At 52.1% G+C, this 16,906-nt stretch carries 14 protein-coding genes and 1 pseudogene; 13 read left to right on the top strand and 2 right to left on the bottom strand.

The annotated features are described in order from the left end of the window. Positions 1-43 precede the first annotated feature (43 nt). Positions 44-1,351 carry an MFS transporter gene (locus tag AC07NP_RS07205; protein ID WP_494660008.1) on the top strand — a complete coding sequence of 436 codons (1,308 nt, stop codon included), beginning with the start codon at positions 44-46 and terminating at the stop codon, positions 1,349-1,351. Positions 1,352-1,386: 35 nt separating this feature from the next. Here AC07NP_RS07205 and satP read toward each other — a convergent pair whose 3' ends face one another. Next, complete coding sequence (gene satP, locus AC07NP_RS07210) at positions 1,387-1,953, bottom strand: acetate uptake transporter (protein ID WP_203358981.1); 567 nt, start codon at positions 1,951-1,953, stop codon at positions 1,387-1,389. Between the two features lie 532 nt (positions 1,954-2,485). Here satP and dnaK point away from each other — a divergent pair. The 4 genes from dnaK (at position 2,486) to nhaR (ending at position 7,962) form a co-directional block, all read left to right on the top strand. Further along, positions 2,486-4,402, top strand: a complete 1,917-nt coding sequence (gene dnaK, locus AC07NP_RS07215) for a molecular chaperone DnaK (protein ID WP_494660009.1) — start codon at positions 2,486-2,488, stop codon at positions 4,400-4,402. Between the two features lie 86 nt (positions 4,403-4,488). Then, a complete protein-coding gene (gene dnaJ / locus AC07NP_RS07220; RefSeq protein ID WP_203358980.1) occupies positions 4,489-5,622 on the top strand; it encodes a molecular chaperone DnaJ in 1,134 nt (377 codons plus the stop codon). A gap of 205 nt (positions 5,623-5,827) precedes the next feature. Continuing rightward, positions 5,828-6,994, top strand: coding sequence for a Na+/H+ antiporter NhaA (gene nhaA, locus AC07NP_RS07225; protein ID WP_494660010.1), 1,167 nt, complete (start codon positions 5,828-5,830; stop codon positions 6,992-6,994). A 68-nt stretch (positions 6,995-7,062) separates the two neighbouring features. Beyond that, complete coding sequence (nhaR, locus tag AC07NP_RS07230) at positions 7,063-7,962, top strand: transcriptional activator NhaR (protein WP_494660092.1); 900 nt, start codon at positions 7,063-7,065, stop codon at positions 7,960-7,962. 73 nt (positions 7,963-8,035) lie between these two features. Here nhaR and rpsT read toward each other — a convergent pair whose 3' ends face one another. After that, the gene (gene rpsT, locus AC07NP_RS07235; RefSeq protein ID WP_003018940.1) at positions 8,036-8,299 is read right to left on the bottom strand and encodes a 30S ribosomal protein S20; all 264 of its coding nucleotides are present in this window, start codon (positions 8,297-8,299) and stop codon (positions 8,036-8,038) included. A gap of 105 nt (positions 8,300-8,404) precedes the next feature. Here rpsT and AC07NP_RS07240 point away from each other — a divergent pair. The 8 genes and pseudogenes from AC07NP_RS07240 (at position 8,405) to dapB (ending at position 16,472) form a co-directional block, all read left to right on the top strand. Beyond that, positions 8,405-8,619: pseudogene (locus AC07NP_RS07240) on the top strand (DUF2575 domain-containing protein). Between the two features lie 7 nt (positions 8,620-8,626). Continuing rightward, the gene (ribF, locus tag AC07NP_RS07245) at positions 8,627-9,565 is read left to right on the top strand and encodes a bifunctional riboflavin kinase/FAD synthetase (protein ID WP_494660011.1); all 939 of its coding nucleotides are present in this window, start codon (positions 8,627-8,629) and stop codon (positions 9,563-9,565) included. A 32-nt stretch (positions 9,566-9,597) separates the two neighbouring features. Continuing rightward, on the top strand, positions 9,598-12,414 hold the full coding sequence (gene ileS / locus AC07NP_RS07250; RefSeq protein WP_494660012.1) for an isoleucine--tRNA ligase: 2,817 nt from the start codon (positions 9,598-9,600) through the stop codon (positions 12,412-12,414). Next, positions 12,414-12,911 (top strand): signal peptidase II, encoded by a 498-nt coding sequence (lspA, locus tag AC07NP_RS07255; protein ID WP_192611018.1) that lies wholly within the window; start codon positions 12,414-12,416, stop codon positions 12,909-12,911. The genes ileS and lspA overlap by 1 nt, the downstream gene beginning before the upstream one ends. A gap of 183 nt (positions 12,912-13,094) precedes the next feature. Then, entirely contained in the window at positions 13,095-13,544 is a 450-nt protein-coding gene (gene fkpB / locus AC07NP_RS07260; protein WP_203358975.1) for an FKBP-type peptidyl-prolyl cis-trans isomerase, read from the top strand. A gap of 1 nt (position 13,545) precedes the next feature. Further along, on the top strand, positions 13,546-14,496 hold the full coding sequence (gene ispH, locus AC07NP_RS07265) for a 4-hydroxy-3-methylbut-2-enyl diphosphate reductase (protein ID WP_494660013.1): 951 nt from the start codon (positions 13,546-13,548) through the stop codon (positions 14,494-14,496). Between the two features lie 66 nt (positions 14,497-14,562). Then, on the top strand, positions 14,563-15,477 hold the full coding sequence (gene rihC, locus AC07NP_RS07270) for a ribonucleoside hydrolase RihC (RefSeq protein WP_494660014.1): 915 nt from the start codon (positions 14,563-14,565) through the stop codon (positions 15,475-15,477). 173 nt (positions 15,478-15,650) lie between these two features. After that, positions 15,651-16,472 (top strand): 4-hydroxy-tetrahydrodipicolinate reductase, encoded by an 822-nt coding sequence (gene dapB / locus AC07NP_RS07275; RefSeq protein WP_494660015.1) that lies wholly within the window; start codon positions 15,651-15,653, stop codon positions 16,470-16,472. Positions 16,473-16,906 lie beyond the last annotated feature (434 nt).

Here is a 16,906-nt window from a genome sequence, read left to right on the forward strand (position 1 = left end):
TCGCTTAACCCAATCAATAACTCCACTTTACTCATGGTTTGCTATGTCACAACACACACGACCTCTGAATCGTCAGGATTATAAAACCCTTACGCTGGCCGCTCTCGGTGGCGCGCTTGAGTTTTATGACTTCATTATTTTTGTCTTCTTCGCGGCTGTCGTTGGCGAACTGTTTTTCCCTTCAGACATTCCAGAATGGCTCCGCCAGGTGCAGACCTTCGGCATCTTTGCTGCCGGTTATCTGGCACGTCCACTGGGAGGCATCATCATGGCGCACTTTGGCGACATGGTGGGGCGAAAAAAAATGTTCACCCTGAGCATTTTGTTGATGGCCGTGCCGACGCTGGCGATAGGTCTGTTACCCACCTTTTCCTCCCTGGGGATTCTGGCACCGTTGCTGCTGTTACTGATGCGCATTTTGCAGGGTGCGGCCATTGGTGGTGAAGTCCCCGGCGCGTGGGTGTTTGTGGCGGAACATGTTCCTGAACGTCGGATAGGGATCGCCTGCGGTACGCTGACTGCGGGATTAACGGTGGGGATCCTGCTCGGCTCTGTCGTTGCTACGCTGATTAACACCAGCATGACTCAACAGGCAGTACACGATTATGGCTGGCGTATCCCTTTCGTGCTCGGGGGCGTTTTCGGCTTTGTGGCGATGTATTTACGCCGCTGGTTGCAGGAAACGCCCATCTTCCTCGAGATGCAGCAGCGTAAAGCGTTGGCGCAGGAACTTCCGGTAAAATCTGTTGTGGTTAATCACCGAAAAGCGGTGGTTGTCTCGATGCTGCTGACCTGGCTTTTGTCGGCAGGTATTGTGGTGGTGATTTTGATGTCGCCAGTCTGGCTGCAAAAACAATACGGTTTTGCGCCAGCGCTGACCCTACAGGCAAACAGCATCGCAACCATCATGCTGTGTGTGGGATGTTTACTGGCGGGACTGGCCGCCGATCGTTATGGTGCCAGTAAGACTTTCATTGTGGGGAGCCTGCTGCTGGCCTGCTCAAGCTGGTTCTTTTATCACTTATCAGGCGCGCATCCGGAGCAGCTATTCTTTCTTTACGGCGTTGTAGGACTGTGTGTCGGCGTGGTAGGGGCGGTGCCCTATGTCATGGTCAGAGCTTTTCCGGCGGAGGTTCGCTTCACCGGCATTTCGTTTTCTTACAATGTCTCGTATGCGATTTTTGGGGGACTGACGCCGATTTTCGTTACCGTGCTGATGGGCATTTCGCCGATGGCGCCTGCCTGGTATGTGCTGGCGTTATCACTGATAGGGTTGGGATTAGGAATGTGGCTGCGTCAGGATATTTATTACCGTGACATCCATGATGAGGCAAAACTGCAGCAAGAGTAAAAAAATATCCCCCCAGTCGGGGGGATATCAACAAATTAGTGCGCTTCGCCGATAGGCAGAATGGTGCGCCCAAACTGCTCGTTCAGCACTTCGCCCATGGCCAGATAGATGGCGCTGGAGCCGCAAACTAAGCCCACCCAGCCTGCAAAGTGGATCACTGCTGCATTACCGCCGATGTTGCCGACAGCCAGCAGGGCAAACAGCACTGTCAGACTCAGGAAGACAAACTGCAGTGCACGGTTAGCCTTCAGCGTACCGATGAACATGAACAGTGTGAACACGCCCCACAGTCCCAAATACACGCCCAGGAACTGCGTATTGGGTGCATCTGTCAGACCCATTTTCGGCATTAACAGGATCGCGACCAGCGTCAGCCAGAAGGAGCCGTAAGAAGTGAATGCGGTTAAGCCGAAGGTGTTGCCTTTCTTGTATTCCAGCAGGCCGGCAAAGATCTGCGCGATACCGCCGTAGAAAATCCCCATCGCGAGAATAATACCGTCAAGAGCAAATAAACCCACGTTATGCAGGTTAAGCAGAATGGTGGTCATGCCGAAACCCATCAGGCCCAGCGGTGCCGGATTAGCCAACTTAGTGTTGCCCATAATTCCTCAAAATCATCATTGATTGAATGGTGAAATAGTTCCCCCGATAAAGCAGTATCAGTTCGGGGCGCGGCATAATAATCATGGGGATGGGGGCTGTCTATGATCTACCAGGGGTAAAATGAAGTTTTTTTACTCAAGTGCGCGTTTTACTTTTGAGTGACGCCGATCACACAGCGTCTACACCGTTTATGCCGCGCTTTTTGGTTCTCCAACAAGAGACAGTGGCGCTGCGCTTTTCGTAAAGGTTCTGTCTGGATTTCGGTCTTATAAAGGTGGCAGAAGAGAGATAAAAGCACTTTTCAGGTCGGAGAACGGTCGTCCTATTATGCTTTTCTGGTGTTTATTTTCTCTTCGCGGTAAAAAAAATTTTCGTGCCCCCCTTGATGACGTGGGTTACGACCCCATCTTGTAGTCAACCGCAGTGAGTGAGTCTGAAAAAAAACGATTCAGGGTAGTTGAAACCGCACGTTTCGCCCTTATTACAGATTCACAACCACATGATGACCGAATTTTTAGTGGAGACGTTTAGATGGGTAAAATTATTGGTATCGACCTGGGTACTACCAACTCTTGTGTAGCGATTATGGATGGCACTACTGCACGTGTGCTGGAGAATGCCGAGGGCGATCGCACCACGCCTTCTATCATTGCTTATACCCAGGATGGTGAAACTCTGGTTGGTCAGCCGGCTAAACGTCAGGCAGTGACAAACCCGCAAAACACCCTGTTTGCGATTAAACGCCTGATTGGCCGCCGCTTCCAGGACGAAGAAGTACAGCGTGATGAAGCCATCATGCCGTACAAAATCATCGGTGCTGACAACGGTGATGCATGGATTGATGTAAAAGGTCAGAAAATGGCACCGCCGCAGATCTCTGCTGAAGTGCTGAAAAAAATGAAGAAAACGGCGGAAGATTACCTGGGCGAGCCAGTAACTGAAGCGGTTATCACTGTACCTGCATACTTCAACGATGCTCAGCGTCAGGCAACCAAAGATGCCGGTCGTATCGCAGGTCTGGAAGTCAAACGTATCATCAACGAACCGACTGCAGCAGCGCTGGCTTACGGCCTGGATAAAGAAGTTGGTAACCGTACTATCGCGGTCTATGACCTCGGTGGCGGTACTTTCGATATCTCTATTATCGAAATCGACGAAGTTGACGGCGAAAAAACCTTCGAAGTTCTGGCAACCAACGGTGATACCCACCTGGGTGGTGAAGACTTCGACAGCCGTATGATCAACTACCTGGTTGACGAATTTAAGAAAGATCAGGGCATTGACCTGCGTAATGACCCGCTGGCAATGCAGCGCCTGAAAGAAGCCGCAGAAAAAGCGAAAATCGAACTGTCTTCTGCGCAGCAGACCGACGTGAACCTGCCGTACATCACTGCAGACGCGACCGGTCCGAAACACATGAACATCAAAGTGACCCGTGCGAAACTGGAAAGCCTGGTAGAAGACCTGGTGAACCGTTCCATCGAGCCGCTGAAAGTTGCTCTGCAGGATGCTGGTCTGTCTGTTTCTGACGTTCAGGATGTTATCCTGGTCGGTGGTCAGACGCGTATGCCGATGGTGCAGAAGAAAGTTGCTGAGTTCTTCGGTAAAGAACCGCGTAAAGATGTTAACCCGGACGAAGCTGTTGCAATCGGTGCAGCTGTTCAGGGTGGTGTACTGACTGGTGATGTGAAAGACGTACTGCTGCTGGACGTTACCCCGCTGTCTCTGGGTATCGAAACCATGGGCGGCGTGATGACGGCGCTGATCAGCAAAAACACCACCATCCCGACCAAGCACAGCCAGGTGTTCTCTACCGCTGAAGACAACCAGTCTGCGGTAACCATCCATGTGCTGCAGGGTGAACGTAAACGTGCCGCTGATAACAAAGATCTGGGTCAGTTTAACCTGGATGGCATCAGCCCAGCACCGCGCGGTATGCCGCAGATCGAAGTGACCTTCGATATTGATGCCGATGGTATCCTGCACGTTTCCGCGAAAGACAAAAACAGCGGTAAAGAGCAGAAGATCACCATCAAGGCTTCTTCTGGTCTGAACGAAGAAGAAATTCAGAAAATGGTTCGCGAAGCAGAAGCGAACGCAGAATCTGACCGTAAGTTTGAAGAGCTGGTTCAGACCCGCAACCAGGGTGACCATCTGCTGCACAGCACCCGTAAGCAGGTTGAAGAAGCAGGCGATAAACTGCCGGCTGACGACAAAACTGCCATCGAGTCTGCTCTGACTGCGCTGGAAGCATCTTTGAAAGGTGAAGACAAAGCAGACATCGAAGCGAAAATGCAGGCACTGGCTCAGGTTTCCCAGAAACTGATGGAAATCGCCCAGCAGCAGCATGCACAGCAGCAGGCTGGTTCAGCTGATGCTTCTGCAAACAACGCGAAAGATGACGATGTTGTCGACGCTGAGTTTGAAGAAGTGAAAGACAAAAAATAATCGCCCTTTGATTGGGTAATTACTGACACGGGCGAAGAGGTTTTCCTCTCCGCCCGTTTATGCATGTTAAGGGCAGATAAAAAGAGATGGCTAAGCAAGACTATTACGAGATTTTAGGCGTTTCCAAAACAGCGGAAGAGCGTGAAATCAAAAAGGCCTACAAGCGCCTGGCCATGAAATTTCACCCGGACCGTAACCAGGGTGATAAAGAGGCCGAAGCCAAATTCAAAGAGATCAAAGAAGCCTACGAGATCCTGACCGATGCACAAAAACGTGCGGCTTACGATCAGTACGGCCATGCTGCGTTTGAGCAAGGCGGTATGGGCGGCGGCGGCGGTTTTGGCGGCGGGGCTGACTTCAGCGATATCTTTGGTGACGTGTTTGGCGATATCTTTGGCGGCGGTCGTGGCCGTCAGCGCGCTTCACGTGGTGCTGATTTACGTTACAACATGGATCTCACTCTGGAAGAAGCCGTGCGTGGCGTCACCAAAGAGATCCGCATCCCGACGCTGGAAGAGTGTGATATTTGCCACGGCAGCGGCGCGAAATCAGGTACCAAGCCGCAGACCTGTCCAACCTGTCACGGTTCAGGCCAGGTACAGATGCGTCAGGGCTTTTTCGCTGTACAGCAGACCTGTCCGCATTGTCAGGGCCGCGGTACGCTGATCAAAGATCCGTGCAACAAATGCCACGGTCACGGTCGCGTTGAGAAAAGCAAAACGCTGTCCGTTAAAATCCCGGCAGGCGTGGATACGGGCGATCGCATTCGTCTTTCTGGTGAAGGTGAAGCCGGTGAACATGGCGCGCCAGCAGGCGATCTGTACGTTCAGGTACAGGTAAAACAGCACCCTATTTTCGAACGCGAAGGTAACAACCTGTACTGTGAAGTGCCAATCAACTTCGCAATGGCGGCGCTTGGCGGTGAGATTGAAGTCCCAACGCTGGATGGCCGCGTGAAGCTGAAGGTGCCTGGCGAAACACAGACCGGCAAATTGTTCCGCATGCGCGGTAAAGGCGTGAAGTCCGTACGCGGTGGCGCACAGGGCGATTTACTCTGCCGTGTTGTCGTCGAAACGCCGGTTGGCCTGAATGACAAGCAGAAGCAACTGTTGAAAGATCTTCAGGACAGCTTTGGTGGCCCAACGGGCGAGAAAAACAGCCCGCGTTCAAAAAGCTTTTTCGACGGCGTGAAAAAATTCTTTGATGATTTGACCCGCTAATTGCTTGCATGAGATCGGACAAGGGCCTGAGGTTGAGAAATCTCAGGCCTTTTTTATTAAGCGTATTCATATAATTCGGCAAGGCGTAAGACTTCATTTCATCGTAAAAACCGAATTGTTTATCATAAATAATCTAATTTTAACGATCGATCATGCAGGTTAATATAGTAATTACGAAGTATTCACCTGATTGAGAGAATAAAAAGTGAAACATCTGCACCGTTTCTTTAGCAGCGATGCCTCTGGGGGCATCATTCTTATCATCGCCGCTGCGCTGGCTATGTTGATGGCGAACCTGGGGTGGACCAGTGGCTGGTATCACGCATTTCTGGAAACACCAGTACAACTGCGGGTCGGCGCGTTAGAAATCAATAAAAACATGCTGTTGTGGATCAACGATGCACTGATGGCGGTGTTTTTCCTGTTGGTAGGGCTTGAGGTCAAACGTGAACTTATGCAGGGGTCGCTGGCCAGTTTGCGTCAGGCGGCTTTCCCGATCATTGCCGCCATTGGAGGGATGATTGTCCCGGCCTTGCTCTATCTTGCGTTTAACTATGCGGATCCCATAACGCGTGAAGGGTGGGCCATTCCAGCCGCAACCGATATCGCGTTTGCTCTGGGTGTGCTGGCGCTGTTGGGGAGCCGTGTACCTCTGGCGCTGAAAATATTCCTGATGGCGCTGGCGATTATCGACGATCTGGGCGCTATTGTGATTATCGCGCTGTTCTACACCAGTGACCTTTCCGTGATGTCGTTAGGCGTTGCCGCGTTTGCGATTCTGGTGCTGGCCGTCCTGAATATGTGCGGGGTAAGGCGTACCGGTATTTATATTCTGGTGGGCATGGTGTTATGGACAGCAGTGCTGAAGTCTGGAGTGCACGCAACGCTTGCTGGCGTGATTGTCGGCTTCTTCATTCCGCTCAAAGAGAAGCACGGTCGCTCTCCGGCCAAACGTCTGGAGCACGTTTTGCATCCGTGGGTGGCGTATCTGATCCTGCCACTGTTCGCTTTTGCCAATGCTGGGGTCTCGTTACAGGGTGTGACGATGGACGGACTGACCTCCATGCTTCCGCTGGGGATTATTGCAGGTCTGTTAATCGGTAAACCGCTGGGTATCAGCGTGTTCTGCTGGCTGGCTCTGCGTCTCAAACTGGCGCAATTACCGGAAGGGACGAACTTCCAGCAGATTATGGCCGTCGGGATCTTGTGCGGTATCGGATTTACCATGTCGATTTTCATCGCCAGTCTGGCATTTGGAAATGTCGATCCTGAGCTGATTAACTGGGCAAAACTGGGAATTCTGATCGGATCGTTGTTGTCGGCGATTGTGGGTTATAGTTGGCTTCGTGCCCGCTTAAATACGCCTGTTTAACGGGTGTGGAATCACAAGGGAGCCGAATGTGGCTCCCTTTGCGACATTGTTCAGGGAGAGAAATGAGCATGCCCCATATTAATTACAACCATCTTTATTACTTCTGGCATGTCTATAAAGAAGGTTCTGTTGTTGGTGCAGCAGAGGCGCTGTATCTGACCCCACAAACTATTACCGGCCAGATTAAAGCCCTTGAAGAGCGTTTACAGGGAAAATTGTTCAAGCGGAAGGGGCGTGGTCTGGAGCCCAGCGAGTTAGGGGAATTGGTTTTTCGCTATGCGGATAAAATGTTCACGCTGAGCCAGGAAATGCTGGATATCGTGAATTACCGCAAAGAGTCAAACCTGCTGTTTGATGTTGGCGTTGCGGATGCGCTTTCCAAACGTCTGGTCAGCAGCGTGCTGGATGCCGCTGTGGCGGAGGGAGAACAGATCCACCTGCGGTGCTTTGAATCTACGCACGAGATGTTACTTGAACAACTGAGTCAGCATAAGCTGGATATGATCATCTCTGATTGCCCGATAGACTCCACGCAGCAGGAAGGACTCTTCTCTGTGAGGATTGGCGAATGCAGCGTCAGCTTCTGGTGTACTCATCCGCTCCCTGAAAAACCGTTTCCTGCCTGTCTGGAGGAACGCCGGGTGTTGATTCCAGGGCGTCGTTCAATGCTGGGACGCAAATTGCTGAACTGGATTAACTCCCAGGGGCTAAACGTTGAGATTCTGGGTGAGTTTGATGATGCGGCGTTGATGAAGGCATTTGGCGCGACTCACAATGCGATCTTTGTGGCGCCAACGCTCTATGCGAATGATTTTTATGCAGACGATTCGATTGTTGAAATCGGGCGCGTAGAGAATGTCATGGAAGAGTACCATGCCATTTTTGCGGAGAGGATGATTCAACATCCTGCGGTACAACGAATTTGTCATGCGGACTACAGCACGCTTTTTGCTCCTGCGAGCAAGTAAGGCGAGTGTGCCGGACAGACATAAAAAAACCCGCTTGCGCGGGTTCTTTTACAAAGCTTCAACAATCAGGCGATTAAGCCAGTTTGTTGATTTGTGCAGTCAGGTTAGCTTTATGACGTGCAGCTTTGTTTTTGTGGATCAGACCTTTAGCAGCCTGACGGTCCACGATTGGTTGCATTTCGTTAAATGCTTTCAGTGCAGTAGCTTTGTCGCCAGCTTCGATAGCTGCGTATACTTTCTTGATGAAAGTACGCATCATAGAGCGACGGCTTGCGTTGTGCTTACGAGCCTTTTCAGACTGAACGGCGCGCTTCTTAGCTGATTTGATATTAGCCAAGGTCCAACTCCCAAATGTGTTCTATATGGACAATTCAAAGGCCGAGGAATATGCCCTCTTAGCCTTCTTTTGTCAATGGATTTGTGCAAATAAGCGCCGTTAATATTGCAGCACTCGTTGCGTAGTGATGGCGCAGGATTCTACCAGCTTGCGGACTGTGAATACAGCTTTTCCGCGATAAAAATTGAACAGGGCGGCCAGTTTTTTGTATTGATTTGGCCATAACAATGAAAACAAACCTCTTTATGTTTCGCTGCATCAATCGCCGGTTAACCTTGACCGCTGTACAAGGTATACTTTGGCGATTTTCACTGTTTTGAGCCAGACATGAAGCTGATACGCGGCATACATAATCTCAGTCAGGCCCCACATGGGTGTGTGCTGACTATTGGTAATTTCGACGGTGTGCACCGTGGCCATCGTGCATTGCTGCAGGGCTTGCAGGAAGAAGGGCGCAAGCGTGGTTTACCGGTAATGGTCATGATATTCGAGCCGCAGCCGCTGGAGCTGTTTGCGACTGAAAAGGCGCCTGCGCGTCTGACCCGTCTACGGGAAAAACTACGCTACCTGGCAGAGTGTGGCGTCGAATACGTGCTGTGCGTGCGTTTCGACCGACGGTTTGCCGCGCTCACGGCGCAAATGTTTATCAGTGACCTGCTGGTTAAGCGTCTCGGCGTACAATTTCTTGCCATTGGCGATGATTTCCGCTTTGGTGCTGGTCGCGAAGGCGATTTCTTGTTATTACAGAAAGCGGGCGCTGAGTATGGTTTTGACATCACCAGCACCCAGACGTTCTGTGAAGGTGGTGTGCGAATCAGCAGTACAGCGGTGCGCCAGGCGTTGGCAGAAGACAACCTGTCGCTCGCTGAAAGTTTACTGGGACGCCCCTTTACCATCTCCGGGCGTGTTGTCCATGGCGATGAGTTAGGGCGCACCATCGGTTTTCCTACGGCGAATTTACCGCTACGTCGTCAGGTTTCCCCGGTTAAAGGGGTCTATGCGGTTGAAGTGATGGGCCTTGGCGACACGCCGTTACCCGGCGTCGCTAACATTGGTACTCGCCCAACGGTGGCGGGCGTGCGTCAACAGTTGGAAGTGCATCTGCTGGACGTTGCAATGGACCTCTACGGTCGCCATATAGATGTAATACTGCGTAAAAAGATACGCAATGAGCAGCGGTTCGCTTCTCTTGATGAGTTGAAAGCGCAGATCGCGCGTGATGAGTTAACGGCCCGCGAATTTTTTGGGCTATCAAACCCGGCGTAAGCCTACGTGAAAAATACGGAAACGAGAATCTGATGAGTGACTATAAATCAACCCTGAATTTGCCGGAAACAGGGTTCCCAATGCGTGGCGATCTCGCCAAACGCGAACCGGGAATGCTGGCGCGTTGGACTGATGATGACCTGTACGGCATCATTCGTGCGGCCAAAAAAGGCAAAAAAACCTTCATTTTGCATGATGGCCCTCCTTATGCGAATGGCAGTATTCATATTGGTCACTCAGTTAACAAGATTCTGAAAGACATTATCGTGAAGTCCAAAGGACTTACGGGATTTGACTCACCTTATGTTCCTGGCTGGGACTGTCATGGTCTGCCGATCGAACTGAAAGTTGAACAGGAATACGGTAAACCGGGCGAGAAATTCACCGCGGCGGAGTTCCGCGCGAAGTGCCGTGAATATGCGGCGACGCAGGTCGACGGTCAGCGTAATGACTTTATCCGCCTGGGCGTGCTGGGTGACTGGTCGCATCCGTATCTGACCATGGACTTCAAAACCGAAGCCAACATCATTCGTGCGCTGGGTAAAATCATCGGTAACGGCCACCTGCACAAAGGCGCGAAGCCGGTGCACTGGTGCGTAGACTGCCGTTCCGCACTGGCGGAAGCAGAAGTTGAGTATTACGACAAAACCTCCCCATCCATCGATGTGGCTTTCCACGCCGCCTCTCAGGATGCCGTGAAAGCTAAATTCGGCGTCACTTCCGTGAACGGCCCAATCTCTCTGGTTATCTGGACTACCACCCCGTGGACGCTGCCTGCTAACCGTGCGATTTCTCTGGCGGCTGATTTCGACTATGCGCTGGTACAGATTGACGATCAGGCGCTGATTCTGGCGAAAGATCTGGTTGAAGGCGTGATGCAGCGTATTGGCGCCGCAAACTACAGCATCCTCGGCACTGTAAAAGGTGCGGAACTGGAACTGTTGCGCTTTACCCATCCGTTTATGGGCTTCGACGTCCCGGCTATCCTTGGCGATCACGTGACGCTGGATGCCGGTACCGGGGCTGTTCATACCGCCGGTGGCCACGGTCCTGACGACTACACCATCAGCCAGAAATACGGTCTGGAAATCGCCAACCCGGTAGGGCCGGACGGCGCTTACCTGGCCGGAACTTACCCCGGTCTGGATGGCGTTAACGTATTCAAAGCCAACGACAAAATCGTTGAGATGCTGCGTGAGAAAGGCGCACTGCTGCACGTAGAAAAAATGCAGCACAGCTATCCGTGCTGCTGGCGTCACAAGTCGCCGATCATCTTCCGCGCGACGCCGCAGTGGTTTGTCAGCATGGATCAGCAAGGCCTGCGCGCGCAGTCGCTGAAAGAGATTAAAGGCGTACAGTGGATCCCGGACTGGGGTCAGGCACGTATCGAATCTATGGTCGCGAACCGTCCTGACTGGTGTATCTCCCGTCAGCGTACCTGGGGTGTGCCGATGTCTCTGTTTGTTCACAAAGACACCGAAGAGCTGCATCCTCGCGCCATTGAACTGATGGAAGAAGTGGCGAAGCGCGTTGAAGTTGACGGCATTCAGGCATGGTGGGATCTCGACCCGAAAGAGATTCTGGGCGATGACGCTGACCAGTATGTGAAAGTGCCGGATACGCTGGACGTCTGGTTTGACTCTGGCTCCACCCACTCTTCCGTGGTAGATGTGCGCCCTGAATTCTCCGGCCATGCTGCGGATATGTATCTGGAAGGTTCTGACCAGCATCGCGGCTGGTTCATGTCTTCTCTGATGATCTCCACCGCGATGAAAGGCAAAGCGCCATACCGCCAGGTACTGACCCACGGATTTACCGTGGATGGTCAGGGTCGCAAGATGTCCAAATCTATCGGTAATACCGTTTCTCCTCAGGATGTGATGAACAAACTGGGCGCGGATATCCTGCGTTTGTGGGTGGCATCTACCGATTATACCGGTGAGATGGCCGTTTCTGACGAAATCCTGAAGCGTGCTGCCGACAGCTATCGTCGTATCCGTAACACCGCGCGCTTCCTGCTGGCGAACCTGAACGGGTTCGATCCGGTGAAAGACATGGTGAAACCGGAAGAGATGGTCGTGTTGGACAGGTGGGCGGTTGGCTGTGCGCAAGCCGCACAGGAAGACATCCTGAAAGCATATGAAGCCTACGACTTCCACGAAGTGGTACAACGCCTGATGCGTTTCTGCTCCGTTGAAATGGGCTCGTTCTACCTCGACATCATCAAAGATCGTCAGTACACCGCGAAATCAGACAGCGTGGCGCGTCGTAGCTGCCAGACTGCCCTGTATCACATTGCAGAAGCGCTGGTACGCTGGATGGCGCCGATCATGTCCTTCACGGCGGACGAAATCTGGGGCTACCTGCCGGGCTCCCGCGAGAAATACGTTTTCACCGGCGAGTGGTACACCGGCCTGTTTGGCCTGGCCGATGCCGAAGCCATGAACGACGCCTTCTGGGACGAGCTGCTGAAAGTCCGTGGCGAAGTGAACAAAGTCATCGAACAGGCACGTGCGGACAAGAAAGTGGGTGGTTCTCTGGAAGCGGCGGTGACGCTGTATGCGGAACCTGAACTGGCTGCCAAACTGACCGCACTGGGCAACGAATTACGATTCGTCCTGTTGACCTCCGGTGCTGTTGTTGCCGAGTATGCAAGTGCGCCTGCTGATGCACAGCAGAGCGAACTGCTGAAAGGGCTGAAAGTTGCCCTGAGCAAAGCTGAGGGTGATAAGTGCCCGCGTTGCTGGCATTACACGACGGATGTCGGCCAGGTGGCGGAACACGCAGACATCTGCGGACGCTGTGTCAGCAATATCGCCGGTGATGGCGAACAACGTAAGTTTGCCTGATGAGTAAGCCTATCTGTTCAACAGGACTGCGCTGGCTGTGGCTGGTGGTAGTCGTGCTGATTATCGATTTGGGCAGCAAGTACCTGATCCTCCAGAATTTTGCTCTGGGGGATACGGTGTCGCTGTTCCCATCGCTTAATCTGCATTATGCGCGTAACTACGGCGCGGCGTTCAGTTTCCTTGCCGATAGTGGTGGCTGGCAGCGTTGGTTCTTCGCCGGTATTGCCATTGGTATCTGCGTGATCCTGATGGTGATGATGTATCGTGGAAAAGCTTCGCAAAAGCTGAATAACATTGCTTATGCGTTGATTATCGGTGGCGCGCTGGGCAATTTATTCGATCGTTTGTGGCATGGCTTCGTGGTCGATATGATCGACTTCTACGTCGGCAACTGGCACTTCGCTACGTTTAACCTCGCGGATACGGCAATTTGTGTCGGCGCGGCAATGATTGTGCTGGAAGGCTTTTTGCCTTCGAAAGAGAAAAAAGCCGCATAAAAAATGGCCGGATGGCGCTTATCAGGTGCTGTAGGCCTGATAAGCGTAGCGCCATCAGGCAAACCTGTGCCGGATGGCGGCGTAAACGCCTTATCCGGCCTACAATAATCGCAATCCTTGTAGGCCCGGTAAGCGTAGCGCCACCGGGCAAACAGGCGGCAGCAATTTTAAAGAGCAACCTGCATGTCTAAATCAGTACAGAGTAACAGTGCGGTGCTGGTGCACTTCACCTTAAAGCTAGACGATGGCTCCACCGCAGAGTCGACCCGCAATAATGGTAAACCTGCGCTATTCCGCCTGGGTGATGGTTCTCTGTCTGAAGGACTGGAGCAGCATCTTCTTGGCCTGAAAAATGGCGAAAAGACCACGTTTTCTCTGGAGCCGGATGCCGCCTTTGGCGTACCGAGCCCGGATTTGATTCAGTATTTCTCGCGCCGGGAATTTATGGACGCAGGCGAACCCGAAATCGGGGCAATTATGCTCTTTACCGCAATGGACGGCAGTGAAATGCCTGGCGTGATCCGCGAAATTAATGGCGACTCCATCACCGTTGATTTCAACCATCCGCTGGCAGGGCGTATCGTTCATTTTGATATTGAAGTGCTGGAAGTCGATCCGGCACTGGAGGCGTAAAATGCAGATCCTGTTGGCCAACCCGCGCGGATTTTGCGCAGGTGTAGACCGCGCTATCAGCATTGTGGAAAACGCGCTGGCGATTTATGGCGCACCAATTTATGTTCGTCACGAAGTGGTACATAACCGTTATGTGGTGGACACCCTGCGCGAGCGTGGGGCGATTTTTATTGAGCAAATCAGTGAAGTACCGGACGGCGCGATCCTGATTTTCTCTGCCCATGGCGTGTCTCAGGCGGTACGCAACGAAGCGAAAAGCCGCGATCTCACGGTTTTTGACGCGACCTGTCCGCTGGTAACGAAAGTGCATATGGAAGTGGCGCGCGCCAGCCGTCGCGGCGAAGAGTCGATCCTGATTGGTCATGCGGGGCACCCGGAAGTCGAAGGTACAATGGGTCAGTACAGCAACCCGGAAGGGGGGATGTACCTGGTCGAGTCCCCAGAGGATGTCTGGAAGCTGAATGTCAAAAATGAGGGCAAACTCTCCTTTATGACGCAAACCACGCTTTCCGTGGATGACACCTCAGACGTTATTGATGCGCTGCGTAAGCGATTCCCGAAAATCGTCGGGCCGCGTAAAGACGATATCTGTTATGCGACGACCAACCGTCAGGAAGCGGTGCGGGCGCTGGCTGAACAGGCCGATGTGGTGTTAGTGGTCGGCTCAAAGAATTCCTCAAACTCCAACCGTCTGGCTGAACTGGCGCAGCGAATGGGGAAAACGGCATTTCTTATCGACGATGCGACCGATATTCAGGAAACGTGGGTCAAGAATGCGGCCTGCGTTGGCGTCACTGCCGGGGCATCCGCACCGGATATTCTGGTACAGAATGTCATTTCGCGTCTGCAAGAGCTTGGCGGCGGCGAAGCGATTCCGCTGGAAGGCCGTGAAGAGAACATCGTTTTTGAAGTGCCGAAAGAGTTACGAGTGGATGTTCGTGAAGTAGAGTAAATCTTGCACGTGATGATTATGAGAAGATGCCAGACTTGATGTCTGGCATTTTTTTATGGAGAAAATATGCGCCTACCCATTATTCTCGACACCGATCCCGGCATTGATGATGCCGCGGCGATTGCCGCTGCGCTGTTTGCCCCTCAGCTTGATCTGCGGCTGATGACCACGGTCGCCGGTAACGTCTCGGTGGAGAAAACCACCCGTAACGCCCTGCAACTGCTGCATTTCTGGAATACCGATGTTCCTCTGGCGCAGGGGGCTGCCAAGCCGCTGCTGCGTTCGTTACGCGACGCCGCTGATGTTCATGGCGAATCCGGTATGGAAGGCTATGATTTTGTCGGCCATGACCGACAGCCGCTGGCGAAACCGGCCTTTATCGCCATTCGTGACGCGCTGATGAGCGCCCCGGAACCGGTCACTCTGGTGGCGATTGGCCCGTTAACAAACATTGCGCTGCTGCTAATGCACTCTCCGGAATGTACGTTCAATATCCGCCGTTTGGTGATCATGGGCGGTTCTGCCGGGCGGGGGAACTTCACCCCTAATGCCGAATTTAATATTGCAGTCGATCCGGAAGCTGCCGCCTGTGTATTCCAGAGTGGAATTGAAATTGTGATGTGCGGGCTGGATGTCACTAATCAGGCCATGCTGACGCCGGAGTATCTGGCCGCATTACCCACCCTGAATCGTACCGGAAAGATGTTGCATGCCCTGTTCAGTCACTATCGCAGCGGAACAATGAGCACTGGCGTGCGGATGCACGACCTCTGCGCCATCGCCTGGCTGGTTCGCCCGGATCTGTTTACCGTCAAGCCGTGCTTCGTCGCGGTAGAAACGCAGGGGGAATATACCGCCGGAACAACCGTTGTGGATATTGAGGGACGGATGAACAGACCGGAAAACGCACAGGTCGCCCTCGATATCGATGTCGCTGGTTTTCAGCAATGGGTTGCAGACGTGCTGGCATTGGCTCCGTAAATTCAGGTGTATCAAACGGTATGGTGCGACTTATTCCGATGCATCATGCCTTTTACTGATATCTCACCCTGTTTATCATTAAATTCTAATTATCGACGTTTTTGGCTAGCGGTGCGGCAGCGCGCTGGTTAATCTGAAAACGATTTACGTAAAATTAACAAAAGAGAATAGCTATGCATGATGCACATATCCGCGTTGCCATCGCGGGAGCCGGTGGACGCATGGGACGCCAGTTGATTCAGGCGACACTGAGCATGGAAGGCGTCCAATTGGGCGCGGCGCTGGAGCGGGAAGGTTCCTCATTGCTGGGCAGTGATGCTGGTGAACTGGCGGGTGCCGGAAAGTGTGGTGTTACCGTACAAAGCAGCCTTGATACCATCAAAGACGATTTTGATGTCTTCATCGATTTTACCCGCCCGGAAGGGACGCTAACGCATCTGGCCTTTTGCCGCCAGCACGGCAAAAGCATGGTGATAGGTACGACTGGATTCGACGAGGCTGGTAAGCAGGCTATTCGCGACGCCGCTCAGGAGATCGGAATTGTGTTTGCGGCGAACTTTAGCGTGGGCGTCAACGTCATGCTGAAGCTTCTCGAAAAAGCGGCAAAAGTAATGGGCGACTACGCCGACATTGAAATTATTGAAGCGCACCATCGTCGTAAAGTGGATGCGCCGTCAGGTACGGCACTGGCGATGGGGGAAGCGATTGCCCATGCGCTGGACAAAGATCTTAAAGACTGCGCCGTCTACAGCCGGGAAGGCTATACCGGTGAGCGAGTACCCGGCACGATTGGTTTTGCTACCGTACGTGCGGGTGACATTGTGGGTGAACATACTGCGATGTTTGCCGATATTGGCGAGCGCGTTGAGATTACGCATAAGGCATCCAGCCGCATGACATTTGCTAACGGAGCCGTAAAATCGGCAATTTGGTTAAAATGCAAATCAAATGGCCTTTTTGATATGCGAGATGTGCTTAATTTAAATGATTTATAAGCATGAGTTACCCTTAGTGATGTGGTCATTGTAGTCATAATTTATTGATTACATAGGGCAATATTTTATTGCCCTTTTATTTTATTGGTTTGGTTATCTGTTTTTCATGAGTGGCTATAAATTTCGTGTTTTTGTCTTTGTTTATGTTGGTTTTATGTAAATTTTGACCAAATGGTCTACTTTTTTCATCTTGAACGCGTATTTCCATACTCTTTTCATCGCGCAAGCGTTTTCCGATACGACTTAGCTGATCTTTTTGCCTGTTAAATCGCACGATTTATCTCAGTGACGTAAAATAATAATAAAAATTCCCCTTTCAGGTAGACTTTTGTCTGGTCTGTCTCTAGAATGCCGCCGTTTGCCAGAAATACATGGGTAAGCAAATTTGCATTGATTCATGCAATCAAAATGAATTAATATGCAAATAAAGTGAG

This window comes from Citrobacter sp. GW821-FHT07H02 (assembly GCF_059418505.1).

Bases quoted from the DNA above. Each gene is read 5' to 3' on its own strand.
- nhaR (WP_494660092.1), top strand. From the start codon at position 7,063: ATGCCCCATATTAATTACAACCATCTTTATTACTTCTGGCATGTCTAT.
- dapB (WP_494660015.1), top strand. From the start codon at position 15,651: ATGCATGATGCACATATCCGCGTTGCCATCGCGGGAGCCGGTGGACGC.
- dnaJ (WP_203358980.1), top strand. From the start codon at position 4,489: ATGGCTAAGCAAGACTATTACGAGATTTTAGGCGTTTCCAAAACAGCG.
- dnaK (WP_494660009.1), top strand. From the start codon at position 2,486: ATGGGTAAAATTATTGGTATCGACCTGGGTACTACCAACTCTTGTGTA.
- ispH (WP_494660013.1), top strand. From the start codon at position 13,546: ATGCAGATCCTGTTGGCCAACCCGCGCGGATTTTGCGCAGGTGTAGAC.
- ileS (WP_494660012.1), top strand. From the start codon at position 9,598: ATGAGTGACTATAAATCAACCCTGAATTTGCCGGAAACAGGGTTCCCA.
- fkpB (WP_203358975.1), top strand. From the start codon at position 13,095: ATGTCTAAATCAGTACAGAGTAACAGTGCGGTGCTGGTGCACTTCACC.
- rihC (WP_494660014.1), top strand. From the start codon at position 14,563: ATGCGCCTACCCATTATTCTCGACACCGATCCCGGCATTGATGATGCC.
- satP (WP_203358981.1), bottom strand. From the start codon at position 1,953: ATGGGCAACACTAAGTTGGCTAATCCGGCACCGCTGGGCCTGATGGGT.
- ribF (WP_494660011.1), top strand. From the start codon at position 8,627: ATGAAGCTGATACGCGGCATACATAATCTCAGTCAGGCCCCACATGGG.
- AC07NP_RS07205 (WP_494660008.1), top strand. From the start codon at position 44: ATGTCACAACACACACGACCTCTGAATCGTCAGGATTATAAAACCCTT.
- lspA (WP_192611018.1), top strand. From the start codon at position 12,414: ATGAGTAAGCCTATCTGTTCAACAGGACTGCGCTGGCTGTGGCTGGTG.